The sequence below is a fragment of the Nocardia sp. NPDC059236 genome, from assembly GCF_042754085.1.
GTDB lineage: Bacteria > Actinomycetota > Actinomycetes > Mycobacteriales > Mycobacteriaceae > Nocardia.
The window spans coordinates 85,447-111,188 of record NZ_JBHZAF010000017.1; the positions used below are offsets into that span (position 1 = coordinate 85,447).

Annotated in this window: 19 protein-coding genes and 1 pseudogene; 11 read left to right on the forward strand and 9 right to left on the reverse strand. The window is 67.8% G+C overall.

Features of this window, described 5'->3' with window-relative positions; genetic code table 11:
• The first annotated feature begins 47 nt into the window (after positions 1–47).
• Positions 48–680: a TetR/AcrR family transcriptional regulator gene (locus ACFXIV_RS34905; RefSeq protein WP_379402172.1), complete on the forward strand. Its 633-nt coding sequence runs from the start codon at positions 48–50 to the stop codon at positions 678–680.
• Here ACFXIV_RS34905 and ACFXIV_RS34910 read toward each other — a convergent pair.
• On the reverse strand, positions 626–2,881 hold the full coding sequence (locus tag ACFXIV_RS34910; protein ID WP_379402173.1) for an MMPL family transporter: 2,256 nt from the start codon (positions 2,879–2,881) through the stop codon (positions 626–628). The genes ACFXIV_RS34905 and ACFXIV_RS34910 overlap by 55 nt on opposite strands.
• A gap of 233 nt (positions 2,882–3,114) precedes the next feature.
• Here ACFXIV_RS34910 and ACFXIV_RS34915 point away from each other — a divergent pair, with 233 nt between their 5' ends.
• Positions 3,115–4,638, forward strand: coding sequence for a phospholipase C (locus ACFXIV_RS34915; protein ID WP_379402174.1), 1,524 nt, complete (start codon positions 3,115–3,117; stop codon positions 4,636–4,638).
• Between the two features lie 168 nt (positions 4,639–4,806).
• Here the strand turns inward: ACFXIV_RS34915 and ACFXIV_RS34920 are convergent, their stop codons facing one another.
• On the reverse strand, positions 4,807–5,025 hold the full coding sequence (locus tag ACFXIV_RS34920; RefSeq protein ID WP_364619486.1) for a hypothetical protein: 219 nt from the start codon (positions 5,023–5,025) through the stop codon (positions 4,807–4,809).
• Positions 5,026–5,293: 268 nt separating this feature from the next.
• On the opposite strand from ACFXIV_RS34920, the pseudogene coaE reads away from it, so the two are divergent.
• A pseudogene (gene coaE, locus ACFXIV_RS34925) lies at positions 5,294–6,244 on the forward strand (dephospho-CoA kinase); the annotation flags it as partial.
• A gap of 97 nt (positions 6,245–6,341) precedes the next feature.
• On the opposite strand, the gene ACFXIV_RS34930 reads toward coaE, so the two are convergent.
• A complete protein-coding gene (locus tag ACFXIV_RS34930) occupies positions 6,342–6,866 on the reverse strand; it encodes a DUF402 domain-containing protein (RefSeq protein ID WP_379402175.1) in 525 nt (174 codons plus the stop codon).
• A gap of 210 nt (positions 6,867–7,076) precedes the next feature.
• Between ACFXIV_RS34930 and ACFXIV_RS34935 the strand changes: the two genes are divergently transcribed.
• Positions 7,077–7,499, forward strand: coding sequence for a hypothetical protein (locus ACFXIV_RS34935; RefSeq protein WP_354846146.1), 423 nt, complete (start codon positions 7,077–7,079; stop codon positions 7,497–7,499).
• Between the two features lie 63 nt (positions 7,500–7,562).
• On the opposite strand, the gene ACFXIV_RS34940 is transcribed toward ACFXIV_RS34935, so the two are convergent.
• The gene (locus tag ACFXIV_RS34940) at positions 7,563–8,147 is read right to left on the reverse strand and encodes a DUF402 domain-containing protein (RefSeq protein ID WP_379402176.1); all 585 of its coding nucleotides are present in this window, start codon (positions 8,145–8,147) and stop codon (positions 7,563–7,565) included.
• Positions 8,148–8,542: 395 nt separating this feature from the next.
• On the opposite strand from ACFXIV_RS34940, the gene uvrB reads away from it, so the two are divergent.
• Positions 8,543–10,708: an excinuclease ABC subunit UvrB gene (uvrB, locus tag ACFXIV_RS34945; protein WP_379402177.1), complete on the forward strand. Its 2,166-nt coding sequence runs from the start codon at positions 8,543–8,545 to the stop codon at positions 10,706–10,708.
• Positions 10,709–10,800: 92 nt separating this feature from the next.
• Here uvrB and ACFXIV_RS34950 read toward each other — a convergent pair whose 3' ends face one another.
• A complete protein-coding gene (locus ACFXIV_RS34950; RefSeq protein ID WP_364619470.1) occupies positions 10,801–11,271 on the reverse strand; it encodes a VOC family protein in 471 nt (156 codons plus the stop codon).
• Between the two features lie 56 nt (positions 11,272–11,327).
• On the opposite strand from ACFXIV_RS34950, the gene ACFXIV_RS34955 reads away from it, so the two are divergent.
• The 3 genes from ACFXIV_RS34955 to ACFXIV_RS34965 all read left to right on the forward strand — a co-directional run bounded on the left by ACFXIV_RS34955 (position 11,328) and on the right by ACFXIV_RS34965 (position 13,641).
• Positions 11,328–12,224, forward strand: a complete 897-nt coding sequence (locus ACFXIV_RS34955) for a DUF6597 domain-containing transcriptional factor (RefSeq protein ID WP_379402178.1) — start codon at positions 11,328–11,330, stop codon at positions 12,222–12,224.
• Between the two features lie 87 nt (positions 12,225–12,311).
• Positions 12,312–12,728, forward strand: a complete 417-nt coding sequence (locus ACFXIV_RS34960) for a DoxX family protein (protein WP_379402179.1) — start codon at positions 12,312–12,314, stop codon at positions 12,726–12,728.
• Positions 12,729–13,188: 460 nt separating this feature from the next.
• Positions 13,189–13,641: a universal stress protein gene (locus tag ACFXIV_RS34965; protein ID WP_354846161.1), complete on the forward strand. Its 453-nt coding sequence runs from the start codon at positions 13,189–13,191 to the stop codon at positions 13,639–13,641.
• Between the two features lie 109 nt (positions 13,642–13,750).
• On the opposite strand, the gene ACFXIV_RS34970 is transcribed toward ACFXIV_RS34965, so the two are convergent.
• A complete protein-coding gene (locus tag ACFXIV_RS34970; RefSeq protein ID WP_379402180.1) occupies positions 13,751–16,027 on the reverse strand; it encodes a HelD family protein in 2,277 nt (758 codons plus the stop codon).
• A gap of 161 nt (positions 16,028–16,188) precedes the next feature.
• Complete coding sequence (locus tag ACFXIV_RS34975) at positions 16,189–17,532, reverse strand: diguanylate cyclase domain-containing protein (protein WP_379402181.1); 1,344 nt, start codon at positions 17,530–17,532, stop codon at positions 16,189–16,191.
• 164 nt (positions 17,533–17,696) lie between these two features.
• Between ACFXIV_RS34975 and ACFXIV_RS34980 the strand changes: the two genes are divergently transcribed.
• Positions 17,697–18,893, forward strand: a complete 1,197-nt coding sequence (locus ACFXIV_RS34980) for a beta-ketoacyl synthase N-terminal-like domain-containing protein (protein WP_379402182.1) — start codon at positions 17,697–17,699, stop codon at positions 18,891–18,893.
• 70 nt (positions 18,894–18,963) lie between these two features.
• Here the strand turns inward: ACFXIV_RS34980 and ACFXIV_RS34985 are convergent, their stop codons facing one another.
• Both ACFXIV_RS34985 and ACFXIV_RS34990 read right to left on the reverse strand, forming a co-directional pair.
• A complete protein-coding gene (locus ACFXIV_RS34985; RefSeq protein ID WP_379402183.1) occupies positions 18,964–20,694 on the reverse strand; it encodes a GAF domain-containing sensor histidine kinase in 1,731 nt (576 codons plus the stop codon).
• Between the two features lie 72 nt (positions 20,695–20,766).
• The gene (locus ACFXIV_RS34990; protein WP_354846173.1) at positions 20,767–21,414 is read right to left on the reverse strand and encodes a response regulator transcription factor; all 648 of its coding nucleotides are present in this window, start codon (positions 21,412–21,414) and stop codon (positions 20,767–20,769) included.
• 254 nt (positions 21,415–21,668) lie between these two features.
• Here ACFXIV_RS34990 and ACFXIV_RS34995 point away from each other — a divergent pair, with 254 nt between their 5' ends.
• Positions 21,669–22,496, forward strand: coding sequence for a sigma 54 modulation/S30EA ribosomal C-terminal domain-containing protein (locus ACFXIV_RS34995; RefSeq protein WP_379402184.1), 828 nt, complete (start codon positions 21,669–21,671; stop codon positions 22,494–22,496).
• Between the two features lie 123 nt (positions 22,497–22,619).
• Positions 22,620–25,619, forward strand: coding sequence for an excinuclease ABC subunit UvrA (gene uvrA / locus ACFXIV_RS35000; protein WP_379402185.1), 3,000 nt, complete (start codon positions 22,620–22,622; stop codon positions 25,617–25,619).
• Positions 25,620–25,742: the final 123 nt, after the last annotated feature.

A 25,742-nucleotide genomic window follows, 5' to 3' on the forward strand; every position in this document is an offset into this window, starting at 1 on the left:
GTCCCCGAGCCGATGGCTCGGGGACCTTCGCTATTCTCGGAAGTGACATGTCCGAATCCACCGTCGAGTCGAGCCCATCGCTGTGGGAGCGCCGCAAGATCGAGGCCATGGGCCGTATCCAGCGGGTAGCGCTGGAGTTGTTCGACGAGCACGGGTATCGGGAGGTCACCGTCGAACGGGTGGCGGGTGCCGCGGGTGTGTCACCGAGTTCGATCTACCGATATTTCGGGACCAAGGAGAATCTGGTCCTCTACGACGAGACCGATCCGAAGCTCCTGGAAATCGTGCGGACGGTCGGTGGCGGCGAAACCCGGGCTCCCCTGGACCTTTTGGCGGCCGCGCGGCCGCTCATCCCCGTACTCATCGACGAGATCGTGACCGATGAGGTCGAGTACCGGACGCGGCTGCGCATGGGCTATGTCCGGACCATTCCCGAGGTGAAACTCGGACAGGCGCAGCAGATGCGGGAGCTCGAGGACCAGTTCCGAATACTGCTCGCCGACCGTACCGGCCGCGACCGCAACGACGTGCAGATGCGGCTGGCCGCCGCGATCGCCATCTGGGGTTCCATGGCGGCGCTGGACCATTGGGCCGGAACGGGTTTCGCCGCGCGGCTGCGCGACGTCTACCGCGAAGTCGTCGAATCCATCGTGGTCGCGCTGGAGGCCATGTTCCGCTGACGGCGCGGAGTCGGCAGCCACCAGTTCCAGCGGCCCAGCAGCCGCATGCAGGCCGGGACCAGGATCAGGCGGACGATCACCGCGTCGATGGCGACCGCGACCGCCAGGGCGAAGCCGATCTCCTTCAGCTCCATGACATCCGCGCTCAGGAAACTGGCGAACACCGCGACCATGATGGCCGCCGCCGCGGTGATGGGCCGGGCGGTGCGCTGCAGGCCCTCGGCGACGGCGGTGGCATTGTCGTGGGTGCGCTCCCAGGCCTCCTTCATACGCCGGATGAGGAAAACCTCGTAGTCCATGGACAATCCGAACAGGACGGCGAAGACCAGCATGGGCAGGAAGACCTGGAGGAAGCCGGCGCTGTGGAAACCCAGCACGGCCTGGCCGGCACCGTGCTGGAAGACGGTGACCGTAATGCCCAGGGCCGCACCGGTGGCCAGCAGATTCAGCAGGATCGCCTTCAGCGCCAGCACGATCGAGCGGAAGGTCACCGTCAGGAAGACCAGCGAGGCGGTCAGGACCAGGGCGATGACCCACGGGAAGCCACGTGAGATCAACTGCGACACATCGGTGAACATCGCCGGCGTTCCACCCACCAGGACCTCGGCGGACTCGACAGTCGCTGCACGGGAACGGATATCGGTGGTGAGCGTGCCGACGGTCGTCGAGTCGAAGGCGTCCCTGGGGACGATGGTCGCCAGGTAGCGGCCATCGGCCTGCTGGGGGAGCACGGTGGCCACCCGGGGATCCCGGGCCAGATCGGTCACCAGGCGCAGCACCTCGGTGCGGCCGTCGGCAGATAGCGCGGTGTCATCGGGTCCGGCGGCCACGACCTGGATGGGGGAGAGCAGGCCGGGGCCGAAGTCGTTCTGCACCAGGCGAGTCGCCTGTCCGGTGGGCCGATCGCCCAGCGAGTTCAGGCCCATGTCGATCCCGTAGCGGATACCCGCGATCGGCAGTGCCGCCGCGACCAGCAGCGCCATTCCGAGCACGCCGAACACCACCGGTCTGCCCATCACCAGGTGCGCCCAGCGCGCCCAGGCGCTCGACGCCGCCGTCGATCGGGTCTCGGCCGGGCGCAACCGCGCGGGCAGCGCACCCCGATTGACGGCCGGGCCGAGTACGGACAGCAGGGCGGGCAGCAGCGTGAAGGCGGCGGCCAGGGTGCCCGTCACCGCGGTCACCACACCCAGCGCCACGCCATCGAGCATGGGCAGGCCGACCACGGTCAGCGAGCACAGCGAGATCATGACGATGAGCCCGGAGGCCAGGATGGTACGGCCCGTGGTGTCGAAGGTCGCGCCGATGGCGGCCCGAATCTCCCGGCGAGCCTTGCGATCCCGCACCCCGCGCCGGGTGAGTTCCTCGTTGAATCGGCTCACCAGGAACATGGCGTAGTCGATGGCGGTGCCGGTGCCGATCATGGTCGCCACCGACAGCACGAAGGAGTCGAAGGTCAGCAGACCGGCCAGCCCGAACAGCACGCCCACGGCGAGCGCGATCCCGGCGGCGGTGACCGAGATGGGGAGGGTGGCGGCGACGGCCGCGCCGAGCGCCAGCACCAGCACGACCGCCGCGATCGGCAGGCCGATGGCCTCGCCGCGCGTGATGTCGGCGGTCTCCCTCCGGATCAGTTCGCCCTCGACCGGTGAGTATCCGGTCAGGCCGGCCCGCACCTCCGCATCGGAGGCGGCGGTCAGCGCGGTCTGCAGGCGGGCGGCCACGTCGATCCGATCGGACATGCCGCCGTCGATGCCCGCGACGCCGAGCGCGGTGTGCCGGTCGGCGGAGATCTGCTGTCTCGCATCGCCTTCGAACGGCCCGATCGCGCCCGCGACGCCGGGCACCCCGCGGGCCGCGCCCAGCACGCGTTCGATGGCCGCCCGGAAACGCGGGTCGTCCACGGTGTATCGGTCCGAATGCAGCACGATCAGGTCCTGCTCCGCGCCGAGCTGCGAGAAGTGTTGTGCGACGCGGTCTTCGGTGGTGGCCGAGGCGGATCCCGGCACGCTGTAGTCGGGTGCGCCCAGTCGCGCGTGCAGGGCCGGATACGCCGCGCCGCACGCCACGATCAGCACCAGCCACACGCCGATCACGATTCGGGGATGCCGGGCCATGAATTCGCCCCAGCGCCCGACGACGCCGAATCGCGGTGCGGAGTCCGGGAATCGGGGCGGATCGGCGAGCGCCGGACGTGTCATGGAGGCTCCCATGGTCGATACCTGAAAGTCACTCTCAGGTATGGCCGACAGCTTAGGCCGACCCGGCAATGAGGTGCAAGTCACTGCCAGGAATCCACGACTGGACTCACTACGGTTACGAATGGTTCGCTGAGCCGTCACCATTCGAAGGTTGGATGCGGACTGGACGGGCGACCGGGTGTGTTCGCCGCGTTCAATTCCTTTCACTCCTAGCGGGAAGGCACTACCGGAGTATGGGCGTGTTCGCCGGAATCAACAGGCGCGACTTTCTGGCGAAAGCCATGGCCACGGGCGGTGCGGCCTCGCTCGCCGCACTGGCCGGACCGATCATCGAGCGGGCCTACGCCGCGGATCCGGCCGGTATGGGCGGGCTCGGCGACATCGAGCACATCGTGCTGCTCATGCAGGAGAACCGGTCCTTCGACCACTACTTCGGCACCATGTCCGGCGTGCGCGGCTTCGACGACCCGTCCCCGGCCTGGAACCAGTACGGGTACGCGCCCGGCGTCGGCCCGACCGCGGACGGCTTCATCAACCCCTTCCGCCTCGACACCACCCGCGGCGCGACCCTCGACGGCGAATGCATCAACGACCCCGACCACAGCTGGGTCGGCATGCACAAGGCCTGGAACAATGGCCGCAACGACGGCTGGATGCCCATGTCGATCGCCTCGGTCGGCGCCGGAAACGGCCCCGCCGCAATGGGTTACTACACCCAGGGCGACATTCCGGTGCACTGGGACCTGGCCGATGCCTTCACCGTGTGCGACAGCTACTACTGCTCGGTGCTCGGCCCGACCGACCCCAACCGCCTGTACTGGGTCTCCGCGACCATCGACCCGGACGGACTCAATGGCGGACCGCTGCTCGAGACCCCGACGCTGATCCCGCAGAACACCTACAGCTGGCGGACCATGCCGGAGAACCTCTCCGAGGCCGGGGTCAGCTGGAAGATCTACAACAACCGCGATATCGGCCCGCTGTCCTCGGTCCTGCTGGACGGCATGATGGGCTGCTTCAAGCAGGCGGCCGACCCGAATTCCGAACTGGCACGCCGCGGTAAGGCCCCGGCCTACCCGCAGGACTTCGCCGCCGACGTCGCCGCCAACCAGCTGCCGTCCGTGTCGTGGGTGATTCCGCCGCTGCTCAACTGCGAGCACCCGGCACTGCCCCCGGCCTTCGGCGCGGTCGGCATCATGCAGGTGCTCGACATCCTCACCTCGAATCCGGCGGTGTGGGAGAAGACCGCACTGATCATCAGCTACGACGAGAACGGCGGTTTCTTCGACCACGTCACCCCGCCGACCCCGCCCGCCGGCACGCCCGGTGAGTTCATCACGGTGCCGACCGACAAGAAGTTCGAGGGCGTCACCGGTCCGATCGGCCTCGGCTATCGCGTTCCCTGCCTGGTGGTTTCGCCCTACAGCCGCGGCGGCCTGGTGGCCTCGGAGACCTTCGACCACACCTCGCAGCTGCGCCTGATCGAGCGCCGCTTCGGGGTCGACGTGCCCAACCTGACCGCGTGGCGACGCGGCGTGACCGGCGATATGACCTCGGCCTTCGACTTCGCCTCGGCCCCGGACGCCACGAAACCCGCGTTCGCTCCGGCGAATCGGAAGGTCGACGCCGCCGTGGCGCAGTGCGGGCCGAATATCGCCCTGGGCACCGCGACCGTCGGCACGCCCTATCCGGTGCCGCCGAACTCCATGCCCAAGCAGGATCCCGGCACACGGCGTCGGCCCAGCGGAATCGTGTAGGAGTTCCGGTGCCGCTGGGCGAACGCCCCGGCGGCACCGTGTGGCACGCGCACAAAGGCACCGTGCGACACGCACGCAAAAGGGTGGCTCGGTCCGAATCGGACCGGGCCACTGTGTGTTTCGGGGGAGCGGATCAACTCGGGCGGCGGATCAGCCGGCCGCGCCGGATCAGCCGGCGGTGGCGGGTACCCAGCGCCGCACGACGCGAGTCTCGGGCGACCGTTTTCGCTGGGCCGCGACGCTGTGCCGGGCCGGGTTGAGCAGTGTGCTCAGCCAGGAACGACGGTGCTCGACGAGAGCGGCTGCGACGGCGGGGATCTCGATGCAATGCACGGTGCCCGCCAGGCCCAGACGGTGGCGACCCGTCTGGAGTTTTTTGGTGCCCACTGATGTTCCTTCTCTTGCGTGTTACCGGCCTAAGATCGCCTGCGGCGAACCATAGCCGAACAAAAGTGTGCGTCACCGAATATTGCGCGACGTTCGCCCCGGCGTGTCGGAATCTTGCCGACAAACGGTCCGTATTCTTCGAAAAAGTTGCGAAACGGTCTCATGGGTGTCACGGAATGGCCAAGTACTGCGCTTGCAGGTGAAACCGCAGCCCGGAGGGGGTAACCCTGATGGGCGCGATGACCGGCGCTGATGCGAGACTGAATGAATGTTGCGAATCGGTCTCACCGGAGGCATGGGCGCGGGCAAATCCACCGTGGCCCGCATTCTCACCGAGCGCGGAGCCGTCCTGGTGGACAGTGACGTCATCGCCCGCGAGGTGGTCGCGCCCGGCACCGAGGGGCTGGCCGCCCTGGTCGCGGCCTTCGGTGCGGACATCCTCGCCACCGACGGCAGCCTTGACCGGCCGGCCCTGGCGGCCAAGGCCTTCGCCTCGGACGAGGCCCGCGCCACCCTCAACGGCATTACCCACCCGCTGGTCGGCCGGCGCACCGCCGAGCTCATCGCCGCCGCCCCCGCGGACGGCATTGTGGTGCAGGACATTCCGCTGCTGGTCGAGAACGGCCTCGCGCCCTTCATGAACCTGGTGGTCATCGTGGATGCCGCCGAGGAGACCCGGCTCCGCCGCCTGGTGGAGTTCCGCGGCATCGACGAGGCCGACGCTCGCGCCCGCATCGCCGCCCAGGCCACCGACGCCCAGCGCCGAGCCGTGGCCGACGTGCTGCTCGACAACAATGGCGCGACCGGCGTCATCGATGCCGAGGTGCACCGGCTGTGGGACGAGCGCCTGGTTCCCTTCGAACGCAACCTGCGCACCCGTACGCCCGCCGCCCGGCCGGAACTGTCCGTGGTGGAGGCGAATCCGGAGTGGCCCGTGCAGGCTCAGCGGGTGATCACACGGCTCGCCGTGGCGTGCGGCGCGGACGCGCGAAGCATCGAACACGTCGGGCCGACCTCGGTGGCGGGCAAACCGGCCGCCGATGTCCTCGACATCCGGATCACGGTCACCGACGGCGCCGCCGTGGACGGCCTGCGGGATCGGCTGACGGACATCGGTTTCCCGCCGGCCGCCGCGGGGGACGCGCTGCCCGCCGCGTCGGGTGTGGATCTTGCGGCGGGGGAGCGGCTGCATGCGAACGCCGACCCGGGCCGTCCGGTCAATCTGATCCTCGGCGTCTGACCCGGCCGCCGGAGCCGCCTCGACGGTAGAGGGGCCGTCTGCACCCCTCGGTGCGGACGGCCCCGCTGTCTCGGGCCTACATCCAGGTCAGCGTGATGCCCTCGGATGCCAGCCAGGCCTCGAAACTGTGGCCGTGCGCGGCGATTCCGTCGATGGTCGAGGTGGCCGACTCGATGGCCTGCTGAGCCTCGGACAGGGTGACGTAGCCGGCGGCGTGCGCGGCGAGCAGCTCGTCCACGTCCAGCAGTTCGACCTCGCGGCCCTGGCGGACCACCAGGTCCAGGTAGTGGTCGACGGACTTCCACTGCTTCGGGCCGACCTGCGCGAATTCGCCGATGTCGATGTAGTAGTCCTGGTCGCGCCGGTGCGCGGGGGTGAAGTGGAACACGGTGGCGCGGATGGACACTGTTGGCAGCAGCCAGGATTCGATGTAGTGGAACTCGGGATGGTCAGAGGTGCGGGCCATGTACATCCCCCATGGCTCGACCTGGTACCGCTCCACCTGCCGCACGAAACCCTTGGGATCGATATTGGTGAGCTCGTCGATATTGAAGTACTCCACCTTGGGTCGGTGCAGATCTACCGCGGGTGCCCGAGTCATGCCATTCAGCATCGCGTGTCGGGCGGCGGTCGTCCAGGGGAGCGGAGGTCGCGTCGCCGCCAGATTGCTGGAATCCGGCGCCGACCGGGGCGAATTTTCCGAAAACCTGATCTGAAGCGGTCGTGTTTCGCTAATGTGCGGCTGCGCCGTTTCGTCGCGCACGACACTCGCCGCGCCTGGGCGGGTGCCTCAACCCAAGGGAAGTACTGCATGAACGCACACACAACCCGTGCTCGCCGGGTCGGCATGGGATTGACGACCTTCGGCGCGGTGGCCGGGACCGTCGTCCTGGTCGCTCCGCAGGCCGGTGCCTGGCCGTCCAATCTGGAGGTGTCGGGCTCCACCCACAATGTCGGCTGCTCCTACACGCTCACCGCGAGCGTCGAGGTCGACCGCCTGACCTCGGTGTCGTTCACCGACAATGGCGTCGAGCTGACCGGCAGCCCGGTGTCGCCCTCGTTGCTGAGCAACAAGGTCACCATCAACTGGACCCCGAGCACCGCCGGTTCGCACGAGCTGAAGGCCACCCAGACCCTCATCTCGAAGTCGATCACCGTGCAGGTGGATCCGGCCAGCAGCTTCGGTAGCTTCGGCTGCGGCCTGAACGGACTGCTGCCGAGCCTGTCCGGCTAGTCGGAGGACGGACAGACCCGTTCGAGCCCGCCCGGTCCGTGTCGCGACCGGGCGGGTTTGTCTCTACAGCCAGCTGAGCGTGATGCCCTGGCCGGCCAGCCAGCGGTCGACATCGTGACCGCAGCCGGCGATGCCGTCCACCACGGCGGCGGCCCGCTCGATGGTGAGATGGGTGCGCGCGGTGTCGAAATGTCCTGCGGCATGGGCGCTCAGCAGCTGGTCGATGCCGACCAGCTCGGGCGCCTGGCCGCGGCGCGCCACCACGTGCAGGTAGTGGCTCTCGGCCCGCCACTTCTTGGCCTCGCACGGGCCGTACTCGCCGATGTCGAGGTAGTAGGTCTGGCTGCGATCGTGGCCGGGCCGCAGGTGGTAGACCGTGGCGCGCAGCGTGAGCTCGGGCAGCAGCCAGGACTCGATGTAGTGGAAACGTGGATTGTCCACTGTCCGTTCGACATACAGACCGAACGGTTCTGCATGTAAACGCTCCACGGGATGGAGAAACCCGCGATAATCGGTCCACGACAGATCCGCGAGATTGAAGTATTCGAGTCTTGGGCGATGCGGAGACACCGGAGGAGTGTTGCCGATCGTGCCGTAGGGGTGTGCGCCATTGGTGGAATTCCGCTGTGGCGTATGCAGACCGGTCATCGCCCTGCCTCTTCTCGAATCGTGCGACCAGCGAGCTCAGAGTACACCCGGGAACCGTGATTCAAACCGTCGTGAACCGACTGAGATCTATGCGACACCGGCGGCACGAAAACCCTTGGGGTAACGGTCAATTCGGACATTTACCGATGGTTTACGAAACCGTGTGCGTGCCATGGGGAACCGAGCAGGGGCGACCTTGCCGACACGGAGTTAGACCCCGGCAACCGTGCCCGAAGCGACGACTGATTTCGTGAGGCGAGGGTAACTCGCCGGGGACGACCAGATTCGGTTCGGCACCCAACCGCCGGCGCGGGTTGTCACTGTCAACGGCTCTCAGCCGTCCGCTGAAAGCGCGGGGAGGCGGGATTGTCGGTGAGGGGTCCTAGGCTGGGGTCATGGCGTTTGCAACCGAGATCCCGGACGACCTGCCGCTGGCTCATTCCGAGCACCGGCCCATCGGCGACGTCGAGCGCGTCGACGGGCAGTTCCAGGTCGTCAGCGAGCATCGGCCGGCCGGTGACCAGCCCGCCGCTATCGAGGACCTCGAGCGGCGCATCCGGGGCGGCGAGAAGGATGTGGTGCTGCTGGGCGCCACTGGTACCGGTAAGTCGGCCACCACGGCCTGGCTGATCGAGCGGTTGCAGCGGCCCACGCTGGTCATGGCGCCGAACAAGACCCTGGCCGCGCAGCTGGCCAATGAGCTGCGGGAGATGCTGCCGAACAATGCGGTCGAGTACTTCGTCTCGTACTACGACTACTACCAGCCCGAGGCCTACATCGCGCAGACCGACACTTATATCGAGAAGGACAGCTCGATCAACGACGATGTCGAGCGGCTGCGGCACTCGGCCACGTCGAGCCTGCTCTCGCGGCGGGATGTGGTGGTGGTCGCGTCCGTGTCGTGCATCTACGGCCTCGGCACGCCGCAGTCGTACCTGGATCGGTCGGTGCAGCTGGAGGTCGGCACCGAGATCGATCGCGATCGGCTGCTGCGCCTGCTGGTGGATGTGCAATACACCCGCAATGACATGTCGTTCACCCGCGGCAGTTTCCGGGTGCGCGGCGACACCGTCGAAATCATTCCCTCTTATGAGGAATTGGCGGTGCGCATCGAATTCTTCGGTGACGAGATCGAGGCGCTCTACTATCTGCACCCACTCACCGGTGATGTGGTGCGTCAGGTGGATATGGTCCGGATCTTCCCGGCCACCCACTATGTGGCGGGCCCGGAACGCATGGAGCGGGCCGTGCGGGATATCGAAGCGGAGCTCGACGAGCGGCTCGCGGATTTGGAGAAGCAGGGCAAATTGCTGGAGGCGCAACGACTTCGGATGCGCACCCAATACGACCTGGAGATGATCAAGCAGGTCGGTTTCTGCTCCGGTATCGAGAATTATTCGCGGCATATCGACGGCCGTGCCGCCGGAACCGCGCCGGCCACGCTGCTGGATTACTTCCCTGAGGATTTCCTGCTCGTCATCGACGAATCGCATGTGACCGTGCCGCAGATCGGCGGCATGTACGAGGGCGATATGTCGCGCAAGCGGAACCTGGTGGAGTACGGCTTCCGGCTGCCGTCGGCGGTGGACAACCGGCCGCTCACCTGGGAGGAGTTCGCCGATCGGATCGGGCAGGCGGTGTACCTGTCGGCCACGCCCGGCCCGTACGAATTGGGCCAGACCGGCGGCGAATTCGTCGAGCAGGTCATTCGGCCCACCGGCCTGGTGGATCCGCAGGTGGTGGTCAAGCCGACCAAGGGGCAGATCGACGATCTGGTGCACGAGATCCGGCTGCGCACCGAGCGCAACGAGCGCGTGCTGGTCACCACGCTGACCAAGAAGATGGCCGAGGATCTCACGGACTATCTGCTGGGACTCGGCGTGCGCGTGCGCTATCTGCACTCGGAGATCGACACCCTGCGCCGCGTCGAATTGCTGCGGCAACTGCGGCTGGGTGAATACGACGTACTGGTCGGCATCAACCTGCTGCGTGAGGGACTGGACCTGCCCGAGGTTTCACTGGTGGCGATTCTCGATGCGGACAAGGAAGGCTTCCTGCGTTCGTCCACCAGCCTCATCCAGACCATCGGCCGTGCGGCGCGCAATGTCTCGGGCGAGGTCCACATGTACGCGGACAAGATCACCGACTCCATGCGCCACGCCATCGACGAGACCGAACGCCGGCGGGCCAAGCAGATCGCCTACAACGAAGAGCGCGGCATCGACCCGAAACCGTTGCGCAAGAAGATCGCCGACATTCTCGACCAGGTGTATCGCGAGGCCGAGGAGACCGAGGTCGAGGTGGGCGGCTCGGGTCGCAATGTCAGCCGCGGCCGCCGCGCCCAGGGCGAGCCCGGCCGGGCGGTGAGCGCCGGTGTCTACGAGGGCCGCGATGTGAAGAACATGCCGCGCGCCGAACTGGCCGACCTCATCAAGGACATGACCGCGCAGATGATGAACGCGGCCCGTGAGCTGCAGTTCGAGCTGGCCGGACGACTCCGCGATGAGATCGCCGATCTGAAGAAGGAACTACGCGGCATGGACGCCGCCGGCCTCTCGTGAGAGAAAGCCTGCGGCGCAAGGACCGTCGACCGGCAGGTGGCGGGCCGGCTCCGCGCCCGGTAGATGGTCTACCGGGCGGGGGAGTCGCTTTGTCAGGCCTGCTGGGCCATCCACTCGTTTACGCGGCGTTCGGCCTCCTCCCGGGACACGTCCTCGACGCGGGTCATCACGATCCAGCGGTGGCCGAACGGATCCATGACCCGGCCGAAGCGGTCGCCGGTGACGAAGGTGGCGGGTTCGGCGACGAAGCGGGCGCCGTTCTCGGAGGCCAGCTTCGAGACGGCGTCCACATCCGGGCAGTAGTGGACGACGCTGGTGTGGACCCAGTCGTCGGCGGGGGCGCGCAGGCCCTCGTCGGGAATGGGCATGCCGACCTGGATGGTGGAGTCGCCGATGAGGAGTTCGGCGTGCGCGGCCTGGCCGTCGGGAAGATCGTTGCGGCTCAGCACCTTCGCGCCGAAAACGGCGGAGTAGAACTCGATGGCCGCATTGGCGTCCGGGACGGCCAGGAAGCAGGTGATGGAGTGGTAGCCCTCGGGGATCGGATTCACTGCGTTGCTCATGCGCACTACTCTCGCCGCCGCGGCGGCGATGGTCTTGTAAGAAAGCGACAGGCGCGATGACCAGTGGAAACCCTGCCGAAGGGGCCGGTGGAAGCACTGCCGGAGGCCGGTTTTCGCCGCAGCCGGTGCCGCCGCCCGAGACCGCGAAGGGCATTCTGCGGCCTCGTCAGCAGAACCAGGCCAACAACCACTCCCGGCTGCCCGCGAGCCCGCGGGTGTCCCGCTATGTCGAGTGGTACTGGGCGGTGCGCTGGGATCGCCGGGGCCAGCCGCCCTTCCAGGCCGAGGTGCTGTCGTACCCCTGTGTGAACCTCACCTTCGAGCGCACCCACGAACGTACCGGCGCCTTCGTCACCGGCGTGTGGACCACCAAGTACGTGCGTGAGTTGGCCGGGGAGGGCGAGACTTTCGGCGTCAAGTTCCGGGCCGGCGGCTTCGGCGCGTTCACGGGCCTGGACGTCGGGGCACTCAGTGATACCTCGGTCCCGGCAACCGATGTCTTCCCGGCGGCCGACGCCCTCTCCGAGGCCGTGCTCGCGACCGCCGATGCCGAACGCCGCCGGGACCTGATCGAGGATTTCCTGGTCGGGGTCCGGCGCGAGGCGGCCGGTGGGGGCGACGACACCGCCTACCGCCAGGTGCTGGCCATCATCGAGGCCATGGAGCATGATCGCGATCTGACCCGGGTCGACCAGGTCACCGAGCGTTTCGGCATTCCCGTCCGAACCCTGCAGCGACTGTTCCGCCGTTATGTCGGTGCGGGGCCGAAGTGGGTGCTGCGCCGCTATCGCCTCCAGGACGGCGCACATCTGCTGGCCGAGGGCCGCACCTCGGATCTGGCCGCGCTGGCGGTCGAGCTCGGCTACTTCGATCAGGCGCACTTCTCCAACGAGTTCGCCAAGGAGATCGGACTGCCTCCGCTCGAATACGCCCGCGTCTCGCTACCATCCTGATAACTGCTGGTCCGGGAATAATGTCAGTACCCCAGAAGTTGGTTGCCGTGTCACCCAATGGCATATCGATCATCGAAGGAGCGGGCTATGGACGTGCTGGTACTGATCGGACGGATCCTGTTCGCACTGCTGTTCCTCGGCTCGGGCTTCGGGCATTTCGCGCAGCGGAAGACGATGGTGCAGTACACGCAGTTCAAGGGGGTGCCCATGGCCGAGTTGGCGGTGCCCGCGTCGGGTGTGCTGCTGCTGGCCGGCGGACTGAGCGTGCTGCTGGGTGTCTGGGCCGACCTGGGGACGCTGCTGCTGCTCGTCTTCCTGCTGCCGAGCGCCCTCCTCATGCACACCTTCTGGAAGGAGACCGACGCGGAGGCCAAGCAGACCGAGATGGTGCACTTCAACAAGGACATCGCGCTCGCGGGCGCGGCGCTCATGCTGTTCGCCTTCTTCGCCCACACCGGCGGGGATCTCGGATTGACGCTCACCGGACCGCTTTTCAGCCTCTGATCCGATCCGGGCGCGTTAGTATTGCGCGTCATTGATCGGCCGGAGGGAAGAGGATCGCATGTCCATCCTCAGCGCGATTCTCGGCTGGTTGTGGGCCGAATATCGCGAGCTGTGAGGTAAGGCCAAGTCACTGTTTCGCGGGCCGTTCGTTGTGCGATGTCACAACGAACGGCCCGCGGCCGGTCCGGGGGATATCGGGCTTGTGACGAATCTCCCAGGGAGGCAACACCGTTGGCATATTGTGGGCCACGTCGCGGCGCTTGGGAAATTCGCTGGTAGCCGCGGCCGTCTTCGGGGCGGGAACCGGAATGTGTCCGGACCCGATCACGCCACGGAAGTGTGATGTGTTGCGATATCGAATATTTCCGCCGGTTATGCCGCTATTGTCAGGCGAAGTTGCCGCGGTGAAAACCCCACTGTCGAGGATTCCGCGGCCCCGACCCTTGTACTTGGAGGAGAAATGACCGCCTACCGGACGATCGTCGTCGGTACCGATGGCTCGGACTCGTCGTACGTCGCCGTCGAGCGGGCCGCGGCTCTGGCCGGCGACGAGGGCGCCACGCTGTACATCGCCTGCGCGTATTTCCCGACCGACGACCGCGATGTGGCCGCGGCCGCGGACGTGCTGAAAGACGAGGCCTACCAGGTGCGCGGCTCCGCGCCGACCAGCGAGATCCTGCGCGTCGCGCGGGACAAGGCCGTCGCCGTCGGCGCGGTGAACGTGGTGGAGAAGGCCGTCGTCGGCGAGCCCGTCGAGTCGCTGCTGGACCTGGTGAAGGAGGTGGAGGCCGACCTGCTCGTCGTCGGTAACCGCGGCCTCAACACCCTGGCCGGCCGCCTGCTCGGCTCGGTGCCGTCGGACGTGGCCCGCAAGTCCCGCTGCGACGTGCTGATCGTGCACACCGTGCGCTGAGCAAACCCGTTCCGAGAGAGCGAACCTCCGTTCCGAGAGAGCGGACCCCTGTTTCAACGAAGCGGCCGAGCCCAGGTGGGCTCGGCCGCTTCGCTGTTCGCCGTCCTGGTCAGCGCAGCCGGTGCAGGACCTCCGGCAGGCCGGCGGAATGCACGACCGCCAGGCGCTGGGTGGCGCGGGTGAGCGCCACGTACAGGTCGTTGAGGCCACGCGGCGATTCGTCCAGGATCCGGTGCGGTTCGGCCAGGATGACCGCGTCGAACTCCAGGCCCTTCACGTCGTGGACGGTGAGCACGCGCACCGAATCATCGGTCAGGTGAGCGAGTTCCGGGGCGAGGTCGTGCGGCGCGATGACCACGGTGGTGCCGGGATGCTCGGCCTCCGCGGCGATCAGCCGCTTGATCTCGTCGGCCAGCTCGGAGGCCGCCACCCGGGTCGCGGTGGGCTCGAAGCCGGAGTCGCGGACCGAGCGCGGCGCGGGCGCGGCCGGGTCGATGGCGGTCAGTACATCCGCCGCCACCGCCATGATCTCCGACGGGGTGCGGTAGTTGACCGTCAGCTCGGTGAGCTTCCAGCGTTTGGCCACATAGGGTTCCAGCACCTGCTGCCACGACGAGGCGCCCGCCGGGTCGCCGGTCTGGGCCACGTCGCCGACGGCGGTGATCCAGCGATTCGGGATGCGGCGCATGACCATTCGCCACGCCATGGCCGAAAGCTCCTGCGCCTCATCCACGATGACGTGGCCGTAGGTCCAGGTGCGGTCGCCGGCGGCGCGTTCGGCGGTGGTCTGCCGGGTGCGCACCTGCTGGCGCTCGGCCAGCTGGGAGGCGTCGATGAGGTCGTAGGCCATGAGCAGCTCGGGATCCAGGTCGTCCTCGAGATCCTGGGGCGCGGAACCGGTGAGGATGTCGAGCGCGTCCTGGGCCTCGGCCAATTGGGCGCGCCAGCGGCGGCGGGAGCGCTCGCGCTCCTCGCTGTCGTCGATGCCGAGCAGTTCGGCCAGCTCGTCCAGCAGGGGCGCGTCCGCGTCGCTGAACTCGCCGCTGTCGGACCGGTACAGCTCGGCCCGGTCGGCGTGGCTCAGCTGCCCGGCGGCATCGGCCAGGCGCTTGGGGTCGGCCCACAGCCCGCCCAGCACCTCCTGCGGGGTGAGGATGGGCCAGAGTCCGGCGATGGCGCGCTGGATTTCGGGATCGGCCCGCATCTCGTCGCGGATCTCGGTGAGATCGGTCTGGCTCAACAGGTTTCGCCCGCCCAGCGGGTTCGAGCCGATGGCGGCGGCCAGCTGATCGGTGAGCGCGTCGACGACGGCGGCGGCGAAGACGGGCCGGGCCAGGTTGTGCGGGCGGCGCGAGGAGCGGGCGCGGCCGCGGGCCTTGGTGGCGATCTTGCGGTCCAGCTCCAGCTGGTGGCCGTCGAAGTAGAGCTGGATCGGCTCCCGGGGCACCCCCTGCCAGTCCCGCACCCCCTTCTTGAGCACCTCGAGCATGTCGAGCGAGCCCTTCAGCTCCCCGGCGCGCAGCGAATCCTCCAGTGTCGCTTGCACTCCCGGGTACAGGTTGCCGACGGTGGACAGCAGCACGCCGGTCTCACCCAGCGAGGGCAGCACCTGGCCGATGTAGTCCAGGAACGTCGAGTTCGGGCCGATGATGAGCACGCCGGCCTTGTCCAGCTGCTGCCGGTAGGTGTACAGCAGGTAGGCCGCACGGTGCAGTGCCACCGCGGTCTTGCCGGTGCCCGGCCCGCCCTGCACCACCAGCACGCTCTTGTGCTCGGAGCGGATGATGGCGTCCTGCTCGCTCTGAATGGTCTCGACGATGTCGTTCATGTGCCCGGTGCGGGCGGCATTGAGCGCGGCCAGCAGCGCGCTCTCGCTGCCCACGCCGCCGTCGCCGCCGGCCACCCCGGCGCGCTGCGCGGCATCCAGGTCCAGGTACTCGTCGTTGACCCCGGTGACCGTGCGGTTGCGCGAGCGGATGTGCCGCCGCCGGGTCACGCCGTCGGGCGCGGCGGTGGTGGCGAGGTAGAAGGGCCGGGCCATGGGAGCGCGCCAATCCAGCAGCAGCGTCTCGTAGTCGGCGCTCTCGTCGAGGATGCCGATCCGCCCGATGTAGCGGTGCTCACTGTCACCGTTCTCGGCGATGTCGATGCGGCCGAAGCACAGGCCGTGTTCGGCGGCGTCGTACTTGGCCAGGTCCTCGGAGTAGAGCTGGGTGAACGACTCGCGCTCACTCCGGGCCTGCGGCGTGCCGCCGGTCTCCAGCAGCACGGTGCGCAGCCGCCGCTGGGCGTAGGCGCGCATGCCGTCGAGCTGTTCGTAGAGCTTCGTGAGGTACTGCTGCTCGCGCTCCAGGTCCGGGGAAGCCGCGTTAGCGGAATCGGACACGGAACGCTCCTCGGTGAGGTCGGGCAAAACGGAACTCCTTGTTCACCACGTCCGCCGTGTTGGGTACGGGGCGCGAAGCATCGAGAACAGAGTTGTCGAGTCTAGTTCGCGATTCCCTCGCGCGCCGTACCGCCAGGTAACAGGCCCCGAAACTGCCGGGTTCAGGAGGCGTGGGTGCTGTCGCTGCGGCGTCCGAGGGTTCCGTTCTGATGGTTGGGCGGCTTGGCCCGGTACATGGCCACGTCGGCATCGTGCAGGACGGCCTCCGGGGTGCGATTGTCGCCCGCGCACAGGTCCGTCACCCCGATCGAGGCGTCGACCTGGATGCGGTGCCCGCGCGCGATGATCGGCTCGGCCATGGTCTGGCGCAGCCGCGCGATGAGCGTGTCGAGATCGTCGCCCAGGGTGCGGCCGGACAGCAGCACCAGGAATTCGTCACCGCCGATCCGGCCCACGATGTCGTCGGAGCGCAGCCCGCGCTGCAGCCGCTGCGCCACGATCTGCAGCACGGTGTCGCCGATGGCGTGCCCGAGGGTGTCGTTGATGGCCTTGAACCCGTCCAGGTCGATGAACAGCACGCTGGACACCGGCAGCGTCTCCGTGGTGCCCAGCGCCGCCGCCAGCCGCGACAGCACCAGCGCCCGATTGGCCAGCCCGGTGAGTGGGTCGTGGGTGGCCTGGTACTCCAATTGCCTTCGGCTGGCGCGGAATTCGGTGATGTCGTTGAACGACGACACCGCCGCCGACTCCGGATCGCCGGGATCGAGCAGCCGGCTGTTGGCCGAGAGCCACCGCCGCTGCCCGTCGGTCCGGTCGAGCCCGAACACGAAGCGGGTCACCGTCTCCCCGGTGGCGAGGGTGCGGATCACCGGATACCAGGACGTGGGCATGGGCTGGGCATTCGCGTCCAGCAGGCTCAGCGGGATGTCGTAGATGTGGGTGCCGACCAGATCGTCGGAGTCGTAGCCGAAGATGCGGCGCGCGGCCGGATTGGCGGATTCGATGCGTCCGTGCCGGTCGATCACCACCACCCCCTCGTCCAATTGCGACACCACCGTGGTGAAGAACTGTTCGGCGCGCTGCTGGGCGGCCTCGGCGCGGCGCTGCGCGGTGAGGTCGTGCACCACCACCTGGTAGGCGAGGTGTTCGTGCCAGGCGGTGAGCACCGACACGGTCTCCACGTCGACGCTGCCGCCGTCGCATCGCATCAGCGTCATCTCGGCGGGGTCGGACGCGGTGCCCGCGATGGTGAGGCGGCGAATGCGGTCGAGCATGGGAGAGACGGAACTTCGTTCGACGAAATTGGTGACCGGTTGCCCGATCACGTCGTCCGGATCCGCGGCCGCCAGCAGCCGCAGCATTGCCGGGTTGGCGTAGACGACGGTGCCACGCTCGTGGACCACGACCCCGTCGGGGCTGTAATCCACCAGGGACCGGTATCGCTGGGCCAGCTGTTCGGCATCGGCCGAGTCATTTGCCCGATCGTTACCCATCACGTCATGCACCCCCTGATCGTCGTTCCGACACGTCACTGGCGCACGGCACCATTCTGTTATCTATAAATTCGCTGGTGCCCCTTGCCGACCGTATTGAATGACTTACAGTTCCGCACAGCATCGGCCCGCGAGTGGTGATCATTACGGGCAACGGTCCGAGAGGAGCGATGCAAATGCCTGGCACCATCCCCGTCCCGATGACCGCAGGTCGGCATCAAGATCATATGACCCTGGCCGGCATCGGCGCTGTCACCGGGTACGGCTGGGGCCGCGAAACCCTCTGGAAAGGTTTGCTGACCGGCAAACCCGCAGCCCGGCTCTTTCCAGGGTACGGGCCCGAACGCGATCGGCAGGGGTGGATCGCCCGCGTGCCGGACGGCGGCGATCCGGAGCTACCGCCCAGCCGCTACCTACGCGCGGTCATCGGCTCGGCGCGCGAGGCGGTGGCCGATGCGCGCGAACGCGGCTGGCGGCCCGGCCGGACGGTCGGCCTGCTGCACGCCATCGTGCTCGGAGACGCCTACGAGTGGCGGGACTTCTACACCGTCTACGGCGGGCAGCGGCGTTCGCGCGACTATCTGCGATTACTTCCGTCGACCCCGGTGTCGATGCTGATGAGCGAGTTCGGGTTTCACGGCCCGGCCATGAACGTGACCGCCGCCTGCTCCTCGGCGAACGTGGCCCTGGTTACCGCGCAGCTGTGGCTGGCCCAGGGCATCGCCGACGACGTGCTGGTGGTCGCGACCGACCTGTCCGGGATTCCGGAGATGGTGCAGCCGTTCGTGGTACTGGGCGCGGCGGTGGACGACACCGACCCCCTCGACGCCTGCCGCCCCTTCCAGCAGGGCAGTCGCGGCTTCGGTTTCGGCGAGGCCTCGGTCGCGTTCCTGGCGACACGTGACGCCGAGCGGCCCTATGCGGCGATGCTCGGCGGGGCCATGTCCAACGACGGTCACCACGTGATCTCCGTCGAGCCGTCCTACTCCCAGATCTTCGAGTGCGTGCGCCGCGCCCTGGTCGGCGCCGATGTCCGTCCCGACGAGGTCGCGTACCTCAATTCGCACGGTTCCGGCACCGCCCAGTGCGACGCCGCCGAAACCGCGCTGCTGGCGGAGCTTTTCGACGATCGCCCGGCGGTGGTGGCGCTCAAGCCGCTGGCCGGGCACTGCCAGGCCGCCTCGGCCGGGGTCGAAGTGGCCGTCGCGGCACTGGGTTACGAGCGCGGGCTGCTGGTGTCCGCCCCGATCGTGGCGCCGGCGCATCCCAATCTGGTCGACGGCGTCCGGCGCGGTGTCGACGGCATCACGGTGAAGACCGCGCTGGGCATGGGCGGCAACAACTCCGCAGTGGTGCTCGGCCCGGTCGGCTGACGGCACCCGAGATCTCAGCGAGTCGATAACACTCGATCTCGGCGAGTCAATGCAACTCGATCTCAGCGAGTCAATGCAGTGGCACCGACCAGTGCAGTTTCGTGCCGGTGCCGTCGCCGCTGGGATCGCGCCGCGGATACACCGCCAGGCTGCCGCCGGACTGTTCGGCGCGCCGGGCCAGGTTGGTCAGGCCGCTGGGGGTGATGTCGTCCGGAATGCCGCGGCCGTTGTCGGAGATCACGATGGTGAGATCGTCGGCCACGCCGATGTCGATGGTGATGGTGTCGGCCCCGGAATGCCGGACCGCGTTCGAGACCGCCTCGCGCACCACGGCTTCCGCGTGATCGGCGAGCGCCGGCTCGACCACCGACAGCGGTCCGGTGATGTGCATGAGCGCCCGGATGTCGGTGGCGGTGGTCTGCTGTTTGACCGCGCGTTCGATGCGCTGGCGCAGCCGGGTGCTGTGCCCGTCGCCGCCGTGCAGATCGAAGATGGAGGTGCGGATCTCCTCCACCACGTCCTGCAGATCGTTGATGGCGTCGGCCAGCCGCTTCTGCACCTCGGGCACCCGGGCGCGCGGCACGGTGCCCTGCAGGTAGAGCCCGATGGCGAACAGCCGCTGGATGACGTGGTCGTGCAGGTCGCGGGCGATCCGGTCGCGGTCGGTGAGGATGTCGAGTTCGCGCATGCGGCGCTGCGCCACCGCCAGTTGCATGGCCAGCGCGGCCTGATCGGTGAAGGCGGCGATCAGCTCCACCAATTCGTCTGTGTAGGGCGCGGATTCGGCGGCGCGCAGCGTGATCAGCACGCCCAGGGTGGAGTCCGGGGTGTGCAGCGGCAGCACCAGGGCCGGGCCGATATCGGCGATGGGCGTGCCCAGGTCGATGTGGCGGGCGTCGTCGAAGCGCAGCGGGGTGCGGGTGGTGAGGGCCTGCCCGACGGCGGTGGCCACCGTGCGCACCGCGTGTCCGGCCGGCGGCTCGTCGGGGCCGGACCATTGCGCCACAACGAGTTCGGCGACATCCTCGGGCGCGTCGTCGGGATCGGCGACCACGGCCAGCAGCGCCTGCTGGGAGGCGGTCAGCTCGCGGGCGTGCTCGACCACGTGGGCCAGCACCTTGCTGGGTTCGGTGTCGGCCAGGAATTCGGTGGCGATATCGCGGGTGGCCTCGATCCAGGCCTGCCGGGTGCGGGCCTGCTCGTAGAGGCGGGCATTGTCGACGGCGATACCGGCCGCGGCGGCCAGCGCCTGCAGCAGCACCTCGTCGTCCTCGGTGAAGGGGTGCCCGCCGGATTTCTCGGTGAGGTACAGGTTTCCGAAGATCTCGCCGCGGATCCGCACCGGCATGCCGAGGAAGGTGCGCATGACCGGATGGTGCTCGGGGACTCCGGTCGCGGCGGGGTGGCGCGCGAGATCGTCCAGGCGCAGCGGTTCGGGCTTGTCGAGCATGAGGCCGAGCACGCCGTGGCCCTCGGGCAGCGCGCCGATCCGCACCCGGGTCTGCTCGTCGATGCCGTGGAAGATGAACTGGCTGAGCTGTTGTTCGTGCCCGTGCACCGCCAGCGCCCCGAAGCGGGCATCGACCAGGATGGTGGCGGCGCGCACGATCGTGCTCAGGGTCTGGTCCAGATCGAGGCCGGAGGTGACCGCGAGCATGGCCTCGACCAGCCCGTCGATGCGGTCCCGGGCGTCGATGATCTGTTCGACCCGGTCCTTGACCTCGGTGAGCAATTCGCGTAATCGCAGCTGTGACAGCGTTTCACGCACCGAGTAGGGACCGGTGCGGGGTGCGTCGTGCATGGTTGTCCTGCGGTCCGGCGGATACGACACGGCAAGCGGAATTCTATGCGGGCCGAGGTTGCCGAGAGGCTGTCATGCCGAACGTGACTGTCCCGTACGCAATTTCGAGGCCAGCACGGCGGCCTGGGTGCGGCGTTCCATGCCGAGTTTGGCCAGTAGCCGGGACACGTAGTTCTTGACGGTCTTCTCCGCCAGGAACATCCGTTCCGCGATCTGCCGGTTGGTGAGGCCGTCGCCGAGCAGGTCCAGCAGCTTGCGCTCCTGATCGGTCAAACCGGCCAGCGGGCCGTCGAATTCGGTGCTGCGCCGCAGCCGCGCCATGAGCGCCGCGGCCGCGCGATTGTCCAGCAGCGAACGGCCCGCGCCCACCTCCTTGATGGCCTTGGCCAGCTCCATGCCCTTGATGTCCTTGACCACGTAGCCGCTGGCGCCGGCCAGGATGGCGTCCATCATGGCCTGTTCGTCGGTGTAGGAGGTGAGGATCAGGCAGCGCAGGTCGTCGATGTCGGCGAGCAGGTCGCGGCACAGTTCGATGCCGTTGCCGTCGGGCAGGCGGACGTCCAGCACCGCCACGTCGGGGCGCAGCGCCGGGATCCGGGCCAGCGCCTGGGCGACGTCACCCGCCTCGCCGACGACGGTCAATTCGGGATCCTCCTCCAGCAGGTCGGTCAGACCGCGGCGGACGATCTCGTGATCGTCGACCAGGAAGACTTTGATCACGACGGCCTCCAAGCTCGGGTCGCGGGCGCGCGAAACGGTAGTGGCAAACGTATCTCGCGGGAAGACGCCCGGATACCGCCGAAGGTCCCTAATTTCCAGTGCCCGAACCGTCCGGAAATTTGTCCGGTTATTTTTGTCGGACAATTTTCCCCGAAAGTGGTCTGGTTCGGGACTTTCGGCACTGTCGAGGGTGACCTCGGTGTGTTGCCATGGAGACGGGTTGCCGGGTCGGAACAGGGAGAGCGGGGTCGGCTATGGGCGCATTCGATGTGTGGTCGAGTGGAATCGATCCGGATTTCGTGGTGACCACGCACGGGCCCGTCCCGTCTGGGGAGGTGACCCGGGTGGTGCGCGGATTGGGCAGGATCCTGCGCCGGCACGGGGTCGCGGGGCCGGTGCGGGCACGCCTGCGCTGGCCCGACGTCGAGGACGAGACGACGCTGGTGCAGGCGGGTGTCCGGACGCTGGGGAAGGCATTCCGGGTGCAGGTCGCCGGGCCGGGGCGGTTCGCGTCCACCTTCGCGCTGGAGCGGCTGGATCTGCGGCTGGGCTGCCCGCCGGACGAATTGTCCCGGCCCTGGCCGGATCCCGCGCGGCCGTCGCTGTCCGCGGTGACCGAGCCACGACCGATCGTGCGGCGCAAGGATTGTCGACTACAGGTGGCCACACCCGCCGCGGCGGCGCGGGTGCTGGATGCCATGGATTACGACGCGCACCTGTTCATCGATGCCGAGACCGGATCCGAGGCGGTGGTCTGCTGGACCGGTCCGCTCGGGGTGCGGACCCTGGGCCGGATGCGCGACGGCGTGCCGGTCCTGCTCGAAGACGACGCGGTGGCCCGGCTGTGCCTGGGCGGGCTGCCCTATCTGTTCTTCACCGATGCCGATACGCGCCGCGGCCGGCTGCTGTATCGGCGCTTCGACGGCGATCTCGCGCTGGTCACCGCGGTCGGCACCGAGGACCGCTCGCGCGATCGGGACCGGGATCGGGTCCTGCAGCCGCGGGCCATCACGAGCTGTGTCCGTCGGGCGCTGCCCGGTGTGGCGGGCGTCACGGCCGTGCCCGCCGATCGGCGGGCTTAGTCACATCTCGCAATAAACACACTGTGACCAGCGTTTCAGCACGCGTAACCAAACTTGTCGGTGGGTGCCCCTAGCATGGCGTCGGGGGTATGTCTGGATGCTGAAACGTTGGAAGGATGGCCAGTGGCGGATCGCCTGACGGTGCGCGGAGCGCGGGAGCACAACCTCAAAGGGGTCGACCTCGACCTACCTCGCGACAGTCTCATCGTTTTCACTGGTCTGTCCGGGTCCGGAAAGTCCTCGCTCGCCTTCGACACGATTTTCGCCGAGGGCCAGCGGCGGTACGTGGAATCACTGTCGGCGTACGCGCGGCAGTTCCTCGGCCAGATGGACAAGCCGGATGTGGATTTCATCGAGGGCCTGTCCCCGGCGGTGTCCATCGACCAGAAGTCGACCAACCGCAATCCGCGGTCCACGGTCGGCACCATCACCGAGGTCTACGACTATCTGCGTCTGCTGTTCGCGCGCGCGGGCACCCCGCACTGCCCGGTCTGTGGTCATCTGATCGCCAAGCAGACCCCGCAGCAGATCGTGGATCAGGTGCTGGCCATGGAGGAGGGCACCAAGTTCCAGGTGCTCGCGCCCGTGGTGCGTACCCGCAAGGGCGAATTCGTGGACCTGTTCGAGTCGCTGAACTCGCAGGGCTACTCGCGAGTCCGGGTCGACGGCGTGGTGCATCCGCTGACCGATCCGCCGAAGCTGAAGAAGCAGGAGAAGCACGATGTCGAGGTGGTCGTGGACCGCCTCGCCGTGAAGCCGAGTTCCAAACAGCGCCTGACCGATTCGATCGAGACGGCGCTGCGGCTGGCCGACGGCATCGTGGTGCTGGACTTCGTGGATCGCGACGAGCACGCCCACGATCGGGAGCGGCGCTTCTCCGAACGGCTGGCCTGCCCGAACGGGCACCCGCTCGATATCGAGGATCTGGAACCGCGGTCGTTCTCCTTCAACTCGCCCTACGGCGCCTGCCCGGATTGCACGGGTCTGGGTATCCGCAAGGAGGTCGATCCGGATCTGGTTGTGCCGGACCCGGATCTGAGCCTCAACGACGGCGCGATCGCGCCCTGGTCGCGCGGCCAGACCGCCGAATACTTCACCCGCCTGCTGTCGGGCCTGGCCGAGGCGATCGGCTTCTCCATGGACACGCCGTGGAATCAGTTGCCGCTCAAGGCCCGCAAGGCGGTGCTGGAGGGCAGCTCCGAGCAGGTGCACGTCTCCTACACCAACCGCTACGGTCGCAAGCGTTCGTACTACGCCGATTTCGAGGGCGTGATGCCGTTCCTGCAGCGGCGCATGGACGCCACCGAATCCGAGGCGATGAAGGAGCACTACGACGGGTACATGCGGGACATCCCGTGCCCCGTCTGCAACGGCGCGCGACTGCGGCCGGAGATTCTGGCGGTCACGCTGTCGGCGGGCCCGGAGCGCAAATCCATTGCGGACCTGTCGGATCTGTCCATCGGTGATGCCGCGAAGTTTCTGAACACCCTGACCCTCGATGATCGCCAGGCGGCGATCGCGGCGCAGGTGATCAAGGAGATCCAGGCGCGCCTGGGGTTCCTGCTCGATGTCGGTCTGCAGTACCTGACACTCTCGCGCGCCGCGGCCACGCTGTCCGGCGGTGAGGCGCAGCGCATTCGCCTGGCCACCCAGATCGGGTCCGGTCTGGTGGGTGTGCTCTACGTGCTGGACGAACCGTCCATCGGCCTGCACCAGCGCGACAATCGCCGGCTCATCGAAACCCTCACGCGGCTGAAGAATCTCGGCAATACGCTCATCGTGGTCGAGCACGACGAGGACACCATTCACGCCTCGGACTGGGTGGTCGACATCGGCCCGCTGGCCGGTGAGCACGGCGGTCAGGTGGTGTACTCGGGTCCGTACGAGGGGCTGCTGAAAGACAAGGGATCGCTCACGGGCGCTTACCTTTCCGGCCGCGAGCAGATCGAGGTGCCGCTGGTGCGGCGACCGGTCGACAAGCGCAAGCAGCTCACGGTGGTCGGCGCGGTCGAGCACAACCTGCAGAACATCGACGTGAGTTTCCCGCTGGGCGTGCTGACTTCGATCACCGGTGTGTCGGGTTCGGGTAAGTCGACGCTGGTCAACGACATTCTGGCGACCGTGCTCCAGAACAAGCTGAACGGCGCTCGGCAGGTTCCGGGTCGCCACACCCGGGTCAACGGTCTCGATCACCTGGACAAGCTGGTGCAGGTCGACCAGTCGCCGATCGGTCGTACGCCGCGCTCGAATCCGGCTACGTACACGGGCGTTTTCGACAAGATCCGCACCCTGTTCGCGGCCACCACCGAGGCCAAGGTGCGTGGCTACCAGCCGGGCCGGTTCTCCTTCAATGTGAAGGGCGGCCGCTGCGAGGCATGCTCGGGTGACGGCACCCTGAAGATCGAAATGAACTTCCTCCCGGACGTTTACGTCCCCTGCGAGGTCTGCCACGGTGCGCGCTACAACCGCGAGACCCTCGAGGTGCACTACAAGGGCAAGACCATCGCCGAGGTCCTCGATATGCCGATCGAGGAGGCTGCGGACTTCTTCGAGCCGGTGACCTCCATCCACCGCTACCTGAAGACCCTGGTGGACGTCGGCCTCGGCTACGTCCGCCTCGGCCAGTCCGCCCCCACGCTCTCTGGCGGTGAGGCCCAGCGCGTGAAGCTGGCCGCCGAACTCCAGAAGCGTTCCACCGGCCGCACCATCTACATCCTCGACGAGCCCACCACCGGCCTGCACTTCGAGGACATCCGCAAGCTCCTGGCAGTCATCAACGGTTTGGTCGACAAAGGCAATACGGTCATCGTCATCGAGCACAATCTCGACGTCATCAAGACCTCCGACTGGGTCCTCGACATGGGCCCGGAGGGTGGCTCCGGCGGCGGCTTGGTCATCGCCCAGGGCACCCCGGAGGACATTTCCGAAGTCCCGGACAGCTACACCGGCCAGTTCCTGAAGCACGTCCTCGCCGCCCAGCCCGCCGCCCTCGCCGAACCCAGGCCGGCAAAGAAGGCAGCGAAGAAGGCCCCGGCCAAGAAGGCAGCCCCCAAGACCGACGCCCAGGCCACCGCCGCCAAGAAGGCAGCCGCCGCCCGCCGCAAGGCCGCCGCCCTCCGCTGACGCCGAGATCCCGACGGCCCCACCGCCTGACCCCGGCTATTGCGTCACCGTCTTCGCCGAAGTGGAGATCGACGGCTGACCGCAGACGAAAGGCCCCGCACCGGAATCGGTGCGGGGCCTTCG